The following is an 8,841-nucleotide window of genomic DNA, read 5'->3' as shown; positions in this document are numbered from 1 at the left end:
GGGCCCTCCACATCTCCACGGCACATCCTCCCGCCCCCTCCCCGGCCGGGCGACATCGCTGTCGGGCCACGGCCAAGAGCCCTCAGGTCATATGCCTCACGCGACAGCGTCGCACGGGAAGCGGACGAGCGCTGCCATTCGACGGACTGAATCCTGGATACGACGGGATCACGCCAACACCACCGGCGCGGCCGCCCCGGCCGGGTTCAGGGCTTGGCGACGAACACGTGAGAGGCGATCTCCGACTCCAGCTCGGCCGCCTCGCCCCCGCTGCCCACCAGCACACCGCCCGCCGACTCGGTCACGCTCACCACCGAGCCGGGCTGCACGCCCGCCCGCCGCAGCGTGTACATCAGCTGGGCGTCCGTCTGGATCGGCTCGCCGATCCGGCGCACCACGACCGTCTTGCCCTCGGCACCCGGGTCCAGACTGGCCAGCGACACCATCCCCTCGTCCAGGAACGGGTCGGCGCCGTCCTTCTCGCCGAGCTCCTCCAGACCCGGGATCGGGTTGCCGTACGGCGACTCCGTCGGGTGCCGCAGCAGCTCCAGCACGCGGCGCTCCACGGCCTCGCTCATCACGTGCTCCCAGCGGCACGCCTCGGCGTGGACCTGCTCCCACTCCAGCCCGATCACGTCGACGAGCAGACACTCGGCGAGCCGGTGCTTGCGCATCACGCGCGTGGCGAGACGGCGGCCCTCGTCGGTGAGCTCCAGGTGCCGGTCGCTGGCGACGGACACCAGACCGTCGCGCTCCATCCGCGCCACGGTCTGGCTGACGGTCGGCCCGCTCTGGTCCAGCCGCTCGGCGATACGGGCGCGCATGGGGACCACACCCTCTTCCTCCAGCTCGAGGATGGTGCGGAGATACATCTCCGTGGTGTCGATCAGTCCGGACATACGTGCCCCTTGATGAGATCTGCCGGAGGCTGGACGGCTCACCGGCGCGTGCGCTGGCCCTGCACCCAATTCTGCCGGATACCACCGACAACCGTGCCGCGGGAGGGAAAGCAGGGGATTACGCGGCCCGGCGGAAGGGTACGAAGTCCTCCTTCGAGGCCCCCGGAGCACCGCGGAGCGCCCCGGACCCGGCCCTCACGACCTTATTGACACCGCACTGGTCCAGACCGCACCGTGATGCGCGACATGCGCCCACCGAGGCCATCCTGAAGGGACCCCGTATGAGCGACCGCGCGCCGGCCGGCCAGTTCCTCGACGCCGCGATCGACCTGCTGCGGCGGGTCCGCGACGAGGAGGCCGACAGCATCACGGCCGCCGGCACGCTCCTCGCCGACACCGTCGAGAACGGAGGCCGCCTCTTCGCCTTCGGCGCCGGCCACTCCTCCCTCGCCGCGCAGGACCTCGTCTACCGCGCCGGCGGCCTCGCCCTCATGAACCTGCTCGCCGTGCCGGGCGTCGTCGGCGTCGACGTCAGGCCCGCACCGCTCGGCTCCGCCCTGGAACGCGTCGACGGCCTCGCGAGCGCCGTCCTGGACAGCTCCCCGCTCCGCGCGGGCGACACCCTGCTGATCATCTCCCTGTCGGGACGCAACGCCCTCCCCGTGGAAATGGCCATGACCGCCCGCGCCCTGGGCGTACGGGTCATCGGCGTGACCTCGGTCGCCTACGCCTCGGAGACCAAGTCCCGGCACACCTCGGGGACGTACCTGAAGGACCACTGCGACCTCGTCCTCGACACGAAGATCGCGGTCGGCGACGCCGAACTCACCCTCGACAACGTCCCCGCCCCCTTCGCCCCCGCCTCCACGGTCGTCACCTCGGCCCTCCTCCAGGCCGTCATGGCCACCACGGCCGCCACCCTCGCCGACCGCGGCCTGGAGCCCCCGCTCCTGCGCTCCGGGAACGTCGACGGCGGGCACGACTGGAACAGCCGCGTCATGGAGCAGTACCAGGACCGGATCTTCTACCGGCACTGAGGCGACGGTGGGACGCGCGCCGGCTCACACCGTCTCGTCGGACAACCCCGCGAGATCCAGTGACGCCGCGATCCGTACCGCCACGTCCTCCGCGTACATCGCGTCGGACCGCTCGAACGCGCTGCGCCCCGCCCCTCGCAGGAACGTCACCACACCCAGCGTCCGCCCCCGGCTGCGCAGCACCGCGCACAGGGCGTGCACCGCGTCCGGCGGCCACTGCCTGGCCTGGGCCCACAACCGGGCCTCCTCGGGCGACGCGGCCCTCGCACTCGCCCGCAGCGCGCCGACCCGCTCCACGCACTGCAGAGCCGGATGCCCCTCCGCGTACCGCGCGGGCAGCCCCGCGTGGCCCGAGAGCTTGCTCGGCCCCGGCGCGCCGGAGGGAGTGGCGGCGACCCGCACCAGCCGTATCGGCCCCTCGGTCTGCGTGTCGACGAGCGCGCCGCCCGACACCCGGTCGATCAACGCGTGGTCGGCGAACCCGGCCAGGGCGAAGTCCAGGTGGACCGTCGCCGCCTCCGCCGGGTCCTCGCACTCGGCGGCGGCCCGCGAGGCCCGGTGGAGCTGCTGCGTACGGAACCGCAGCAGCGACGCCTCCTGCTCGCTCTGCTTGGCCTCCGTCACGTCCTGGAACAGCCACCCCACACCCAGCGGAACCGGCTCCTCCGCCAGCGGCGAGGCCAGCCGCACGAAGCCGCTGCGCCAGCACCGCCGCCGCTCCCCCTCCGGCAGGCGCACCCCCACCCACACCTCGGCGGGCGCGGGCGGCGCGCCCTCCGCCAGCACATGCTGCAGCGCGCTCTCCAGCTCCTCCACGCCCTGCGACAGCAGATCCCCGAGCGGGCGGCCGAGCACGGACGTACGACCCGTGCCCAGCGCCTTGGCCGCGTGCGCGTTCACCACGGCCGGCCGCAGGTCGACATCCACGAGCACGACGCCCCAGCTGGCGTCCTCGAACAACGCCTCGCTCAACGCGATCGACCGCTCCAGATCGATCTGCGCGTGCACCTCGCTGAAGGCGCAGTACACGCCCGCAGGCTTCCCGTCAGTCCCTCGCACGGCCGCCGACTGGGTCCGTACGAGCACCCGCCCGCCGTCCTTCGTCAGCAACGCGAACTCGTGCACCTGCCGGCCCGGGGCGTGCATCGCGGACAGCAGCCGGCTCTCGACCTCCTCGGCGTCCGCGCTGCGCACGGCCCATCCGGCCAGGCCCCGCCGCCCCACAGCCTCGTCCGCACTCCACCCGAGAATCCGCTCGGCCTCGCGGTTCCAGTGCGTCACGACACCGTCGGCGTCGAAAGCACACAGTGCCGCGTCCATCCCGTCCAGCAACGCGGCAAGCAGATCCGAACCATCCGAATTGTCTCGCTCGGGCTCGTCGGGCCCCAGCTCGTCGGTGGTCCCACTACGCCGGGAAGCACTCACCTGGACCCCCTGCAGGCTGCGTCCGCACGTACCGCACGTCGGTTCGCTACTTGCAATCATTCAACTGGAACGTGACCCAGCGCACACCGTGTTCCCGCAACATTGAAGGAATCGTTGTACGAGGGCATTCCCCACGTCATCCGCCGACGAACCCCGCCCCTCCGGCGCGGCCCGGAGTCAAGGTCTCAGAAAAACGGTTGATCCGAGGCCGATCGGTTTCTTAGGGTTCCAGGTACACGAGAAGGGAGGTGGTTCGGCAGATGTATGAGAACCGGACGCGTGAGGTGGCTGCGGGCTAGCGGCCCGACACCACACACAGTGCGGTGCCGGACCAGCGCGTGAGCGAAGCGCGCAGCCGGCCCAATCTCCAGCAGTCACCCGACCCGCGAGCCGCCGGTACGTCCGGCCGGCCCTCCTTTGGAGGACCAGGCTCGCGGGTCGTCTGCGTTGACTGACTCAGTGGGCGATGTCCCCGTAGCCCTCGATCTCGCGAGGGTCGCGGGTGCCCGGGCCGACGTAGCGGGCCGAGGGGCGGACCAGGCGGCCCGTGCGCTTCTGTTCGAGGATGTGGGCGGACCAGCCGGCCGTGCGGGCACAGGTGAACATGGACGTGAACATGTGCGCCGGGACCTCGGCGAAGTCCAGGACGATGGCCGCCCAGAACTCGACGTTCGTCGCGAGGACGCGGTCGGGGCGGCGGGCGTGGAGTTCCGCGAGGGCCGCCTTCTCCAGGGCCTCGGCGACCTCGAAGCGGGGGGCGCCGAGTTCGCGGGCGGTGCGGCGCAGGACTCGGGCGCGAGGGTCCTCGGCGCGGTAGACGCGGTGGCCGAAGCCCATGAGGCGCTCGCCCTTGTCGAGGGCCTGTTTCACGTAGGCCTCGGCGTCGCCCGTGCGCTCGATCTCCTCGATCATGCCGAGGACTCGGGAGGGGGCGCCGCCGTGCAGCGGGCCGGACATGGCTCCCACGGCGCCGGAGAGGGCCGCCGCCACGTCCGCGCCCGTCGAGGCGATCACGCGGGCCGTGAACGTGGACGCGTTCATGCCGTGCTCGGCCGCGCTCGTCCAGTACGCGTCCACCGCCGCCACGTGCTTGGGGTCCGGCTCGCCGCGCCAGCGGATCATGAAGCGCTCGACGACGGACTGGGCCTTGTCGATCTCACGCTGCGGGACCATGGGCAGGCCCTGGCCGCGGGCCGACTGGGCGACGTAGGAGAGGGCCATGACGGCGGCGCGGGCCAGGTCGGCGCGGGCCTGCTCCTCGTCGATGTCGAGAAGCGGCTTGAGGCCCCACACGGGGGCCAGCATGGCCAGGGCCGACTGGACGTCGACGCGGATGTCACCGGAGTGGACCGGAATGGGGAACGGCTCGGCGGGCGGCAGGCCCGGATTGAAGGCGCCGTCGACGAGCAGGCCCCAGACGTTGCCGAAGGAGACATGGCCGACGAGGTCCTCGATGTCGACGCCCCGGTACCGGAGTGCGCCGCCCTCCTTATCCGGTTCGGCGATCTCCGTCTCGAACGCGACTACTCCCTCGAGCCCGGGTACGAAGTCGGACATCAGGCGGCTCCTCGTGATGTAAGTGACAGATGGTGTCTGGTGGGGTGAGACGTGTGAACCATGTGTCAGTCAGCTTGCGAAGCGGGCGGCCGTCCGGTGGATCCACGGTCGTTGCGGCGACTCGCGGTCCTGGCCGGTCTCCCCTGTGATGCCCCGTGCGGCTGGCGGTCACCCAACCCGAACGGCATCAGAACGATATCCCCGAGTGCCACCGTTGGGGAGGGTTCACGGCACTCAGTGCCACTCAGTGACGAAGGACACCGTCCATACGGCAAGATGACCGGGTGACCGACCGCGACGCCGTCCCCTTCGATCTGGCCTCGATGCGCAAGCAGTACCGGGCCGAGGGGCTCTCCGAGACCGAGCTGGCCGCCACCCCCGTCGAGCAGTTCGCGCGCTGGTTCAAGCAGGCCGCGACGGACGGCGGGCTGTTCGAGCCGAACGCCATGGTCGTCTCGACGGCCGACGCCGAGGGGCGGGTCAGCGCCCGTACCGTTCTGCTGAAGCACTTCGACGAGCAGGGCTTCGTCTTCTACACGAACTACGACTCCCGCAAGGCCCGCGACCTGGCGGAGAACCCGTACGTCTCGCTGCTCTTCCCCTGGCATCCGATGGCTCGGCAGGTCCTCGTCACCGGTGTCGCGCGGCGCACCGGGCGGGACGAGACGGCGGCGTACTTCCGGACCCGGCCGCACGGCTCACAGCTCGGTGCGTGGGCCAGTGCCCAGTCCTCCGTGATCTCCACCCGTGCCGACATCGACGGCGCGTACGCCGAGCTGGCCGCCCGCTATCCGGAGGGCGAGCAGGTGCCCGTACCGCCGAACTGGGGCGGCTTCCGGGTGGCCCCGCAGGCGGTGGAGTTCTGGCAGGGCCGCGAGAACCGGCTGCACGACCGGTTGCGCTACGTCGAGCAGCCGGACGGGAGCTGGCGGGTGGAGCGGCTCAGCCCCTGAGGAACCTCGGCGAAGTCCCTGAAGGCCCCCGCCTCCCTGAAGGCCCCCGCCCCTGACAGCCCCCTCAGCCCAGCGTCTCCTCCAGCAGGCCCGCCCACTGCGCCACCACCCGTTCCCGGCGGGGCGTGTCGTCGGTGAGGAGGTTGGCGAGGCCCAGGCCTCGGGCCATGTCGAGGAGGCCCTGGACCGTTTCGCGGACGCCGGGGACGGATTCGTCGGCGGCGAGGAGGTCGACCGCTATGCGGTGGGTCTCGCGGCCTACGCGGGATTCGAGTTCGGTGACGCGGGGGCGGAGCTGGTCCTCGTTGGAGGCGGCGACCCAGAGGTGGAGGGCGGCGCGGAAGAGGGGGCCGGTGTAGAGGTCGACGAGGGCGGCGACGACCGCGTGGCGGTCTCCGGACGCGCCCTCGGGGAACAGGGCGCGCAGGGCCGTCGAGCGTTCCTCGGCGACGTACTCGACGGCTGCCGTGAAGAGGTCCTCGCGGGTCGGGAAGTGGTGCTGGGCGGCGCCGCGGGAGACGCCGGCGCGTTCGGCGACGACGGAGACGGTGGAGCCGGCCCAGCCGTGTTCGGCGAGGCAGGCCACGGCGGCTTCCAGGAGCCGCTGCCGGGTGGCCCGGCTGCGGTCCTGCTTGGGGACTCTCTCCGCACGGTCGACCGTGCTCACACCACCCATGCCGCATCCCGTCGTTCGAGGAAGGCCGTCATCCCCTCGCGGGCGTGCGGGGAGGAGAACAGCCGGGCCGAGAGCGCGGTCAGGTCGGCCGCGTCCCGGTCGAAGGTTTCCAGCACCCTAGCCGTGAGCAGCCGTTTCGTCTCGGTCAGGGCGTCGGGGGATGACTTGCGCAGGCCTTCCAGGATGGGGGCGAGGGCCCCGTCGACCTCGTCGGCGTGTGTGGTGAGCAGGCCTGTGCGCTGTGCCTCCGCCGCGTCGAAGCGTTCGCCGGTGAGGTAGTAGCGGGCCAGGGCGCGCGGGTCGGTGCGTGGGAGCAGGGGCAGGGAGATGACCGCGGGGGCGACGCCGATGCGGACCTCCGTGAAGGCGAAGGTGGCGTCGGTGGAGGCGGCCGCGATGTCGCAGGCGGCCAGCAGGCCGAGGCCGCCCGCGCGGACGTGGCCGGTGACGCGGGCGACGACCGGCTTGGGCAGTTCGATGATCTGCCGCAGCAGGGCGACGAGTGCGTCCGGGGGCGAGGGGTCCTTGAGGTCGGCGCCGGCGCTGAACGTGTTGCCGGTGTGGGTGAGGACGACGGCGCGGACGTCGGTGTCCTTGCCGGCGTCGGTGAGGGCGTCGGCCAGTTCGGCGACCAGGGCCGCCGACAGGGCGTTGCGGTTGTGCGGTGAGTCGAGGGTGAGGGTCTCGACCGCACGCGCGCGCGTGCGGGTGACGAGGCGGCTCATGTGCGCTCCCTGAGCTGTCGGCGGAGGATCTTGCCGGAGGCCGCGCGGGGGACGCCGACGACGAAGGTGACGTGCCGGATCCGCTTGTACGGGGCGACGCGTTCGGCGACGAACATCATGATCTCCGCCTCCGAGAGGTCGGCGGCGGCCGGCTGGCGGACCACGTACGCGTGCGGGACCTCGTTGCCGTCGTCGTTGTACCTGCCGATGACGGCGGCGTCGGCGATGCCCGGGTGGGTGAGGAGGAGTGCCTCCAGTTCGGCGGGGGCCACCTGGAAGCCCTTGTACTTGATGAGTTCCTTGACGCGGTCGACGACGAAGAGCCAGCCGTCGTCGTCCACGTGGCCGACGTCTCCGGTGTGCAGCCAGCCGTCGGGGTCGATCATCGCGGCGGTGGCGTCGGGGCGGTCGAGGTAGCCCTTCATGACCTGGGGGCCGCGGATGAGGATCTCGCCGGACTCGCCGGCGGGGAGGTCCTTGCCGGGGTCGCCCAGGGAGACGATGCGCATCTCGGTGCCGGCGATGAGCTTGCCGACGGTTCCGGGCGGCGCGTCGCGCATCGCGTCCAGGGGGACGACATGGGTGCCGGGCGACAGTTCCGTCATGCCGTAGGCCTGGCCGACGGGCGGCAGGCCGAGCCGCTCGGAGCAGGCGGCGGCGAGGCGGGCGTCCAGGGGTGCGGCGGCGCTGAGGATGTACTTCAGGGACGACAGGTCGTACTGCGCGACGGCCGGGTGCTTGGCGAGGGCCAGGACGATCGGCGGGGCCACGTAGAGGCCGGTGATGCGGTGGTTCTGGATGGCCGCGAGGAACTGTTCCAGGTCGAAGCGGGGCAGGACGACGACGGTGGCGCCCTTTCTGAGGGGCGCGTTCATCAGGGCCGTGAGGCCGTAGATGTGGAAGAACGGCAGGACGGCGAGGATGCGGTCGCCGGGGCCCGCGGGTATCGCCCCGTCGAGCTGGGCGAGGTTGGTGGCGATCTGCCGGTGGGTGAGCAGTACGCCCTTGGGTGTGCCGGTGGTCCCGGAGGAGTACGGGAGGGCCGCCACGTCCTCGGCGGGGTCGATGTCGATCACCGGCTCGGGGGCGGCGGAGGCCAGCATGTCGATCAGGGACCGGTGGCCGGTGGCGCTGTCGCACACGAAGATCTCGCGTACGCCGCCCGCGAGTTCGGCGGCCCGGCGCGCGATGTCGAGCAGCGGTGAGACGGTGATGATCCAGCGGGCCGCCGAGTCCGTGAGCTGCTTGGCGAACTCCTGGGCGGTGGCGAGCGGGTGCACGGTGGTGACGGTGGCTCCCGCGCGCGTGGCGGCGTAGAAGGCGGTGGGGAAGGCGATGGTGTTGGGGCTGTGCAGGGCGAGGACGTCGCCCTTGCGCACCCCGGCCTCGGCGAGCCCGGCTGCGACGCGCCGGTGGAAGCGGTCCACCTGCTCGTAGGAGAGGGTGGTGCCGTCGGTGCCGTCGATCAGCGCCGGGATGCCGCCGAACTCCGCGGCCCTGGCGAGGACCGCCTCGTGGATGGGCAGGTCGACGAGCGGGACGTCTGCGTACTCGCTGCGGAACATGGTT

Annotated in this window: 8 protein-coding genes; 2 read left to right on the top strand and 6 right to left on the bottom strand. The window is 71.9% G+C overall.

Annotated elements, in window-relative coordinates:
• Positions 1–206: 206 nt before the first annotated feature.
• Entirely contained in the window at positions 207–899 is a 693-nt protein-coding gene (locus ACFTZL_RS12665) for a metal-dependent transcriptional regulator (RefSeq protein WP_382580897.1), read from the bottom strand.
• A gap of 281 nt (positions 900–1,180) precedes the next feature.
• On the opposite strand from ACFTZL_RS12665, the gene ACFTZL_RS12660 reads away from it, so the two are divergent.
• Positions 1,181–1,936: an SIS domain-containing protein gene (locus ACFTZL_RS12660; protein ID WP_382580895.1), complete on the top strand. Its 756-nt coding sequence runs from the start codon at positions 1,181–1,183 to the stop codon at positions 1,934–1,936.
• A gap of 24 nt (positions 1,937–1,960) precedes the next feature.
• On the opposite strand, the gene ACFTZL_RS12655 is transcribed toward ACFTZL_RS12660, so the two are convergent.
• On the bottom strand, positions 1,961–3,421 hold the full coding sequence (locus tag ACFTZL_RS12655) for a PAS domain-containing protein (RefSeq protein WP_382580893.1): 1,461 nt from the start codon (positions 3,419–3,421) through the stop codon (positions 1,961–1,963).
• 396 nt (positions 3,422–3,817) lie between these two features.
• Positions 3,818–4,918, bottom strand: coding sequence for a citrate synthase 2 (locus ACFTZL_RS12650; protein ID WP_382580891.1), 1,101 nt, complete (start codon positions 4,916–4,918; stop codon positions 3,818–3,820).
• 284 nt (positions 4,919–5,202) lie between these two features.
• Between ACFTZL_RS12650 and pdxH the strand changes: the two genes are divergently transcribed.
• Positions 5,203–5,871: a pyridoxamine 5'-phosphate oxidase gene (gene pdxH / locus ACFTZL_RS12645; protein WP_382580889.1), complete on the top strand. Its 669-nt coding sequence runs from the start codon at positions 5,203–5,205 to the stop codon at positions 5,869–5,871.
• A gap of 64 nt (positions 5,872–5,935) precedes the next feature.
• Here the strand turns inward: pdxH and ACFTZL_RS12640 are convergent, their stop codons facing one another.
• The 3 genes from ACFTZL_RS12640 to ACFTZL_RS12630 are packed head-to-tail and all read right to left on the bottom strand — an operon-like array spanning position 5,936 to position 8,837.
• On the bottom strand, positions 5,936–6,547 hold the full coding sequence (locus tag ACFTZL_RS12640; protein WP_261680858.1) for a TetR/AcrR family transcriptional regulator: 612 nt from the start codon (positions 6,545–6,547) through the stop codon (positions 5,936–5,938).
• Positions 6,535–7,272 carry an enoyl-CoA hydratase family protein gene (locus ACFTZL_RS12635; RefSeq protein ID WP_382580887.1) on the bottom strand — a complete coding sequence of 246 codons (738 nt, stop codon included), beginning with the start codon at positions 7,270–7,272 and terminating at the stop codon, positions 6,535–6,537. Before ACFTZL_RS12635 ends, ACFTZL_RS12640 begins: the two co-directional genes overlap by 13 nt.
• Positions 7,269–8,837, bottom strand: coding sequence for a 4-coumarate--CoA ligase family protein (locus ACFTZL_RS12630; protein WP_382580885.1), 1,569 nt, complete (start codon positions 8,835–8,837; stop codon positions 7,269–7,271). Before ACFTZL_RS12630 ends, ACFTZL_RS12635 begins: the two co-directional genes overlap by 4 nt.
• Positions 8,838–8,841: the final 4 nt, after the last annotated feature.

The organism is Streptomyces sp. NPDC056948 (assembly GCF_042674225.1).
GTDB lineage: Bacteria > Actinomycetota > Actinomycetes > Streptomycetales > Streptomycetaceae > Streptomyces > Streptomyces purpurascens.
Note: the sequence above shows the minus strand (reverse complement) of the source record. Positions and strands in the feature narration are given on the sequence as shown.

Excerpts from the sequence above, each read along its gene's own strand:
- ACFTZL_RS12665 (WP_382580897.1), bottom strand. The coding sequence starts at position 899 with ATGTCCGGACTGATCGACACCACGGAGATGTATCTCCGCACCATCCTC.
- ACFTZL_RS12660 (WP_382580895.1), top strand. The coding sequence starts at position 1,181 with ATGAGCGACCGCGCGCCGGCCGGCCAGTTCCTCGACGCCGCGATCGAC.
- ACFTZL_RS12655 (WP_382580893.1), bottom strand. The coding sequence starts at position 3,421 with ATGATTGCAAGTAGCGAACCGACGTGCGGTACGTGCGGACGCAGCCTG.
- ACFTZL_RS12650 (WP_382580891.1), bottom strand. The coding sequence starts at position 4,918 with ATGTCCGACTTCGTACCCGGGCTCGAGGGAGTAGTCGCGTTCGAGACG.
- ACFTZL_RS12640 (WP_261680858.1), bottom strand. The coding sequence starts at position 6,547 with ATGGGTGGTGTGAGCACGGTCGACCGTGCGGAGAGAGTCCCCAAGCAG.
- ACFTZL_RS12635 (WP_382580887.1), bottom strand. The coding sequence starts at position 7,272 with ATGAGCCGCCTCGTCACCCGCACGCGCGCGCGTGCGGTCGAGACCCTC.
- ACFTZL_RS12630 (WP_382580885.1), bottom strand. The coding sequence starts at position 8,837 with ATGTTCCGCAGCGAGTACGCAGACGTCCCGCTCGTCGACCTGCCCATC.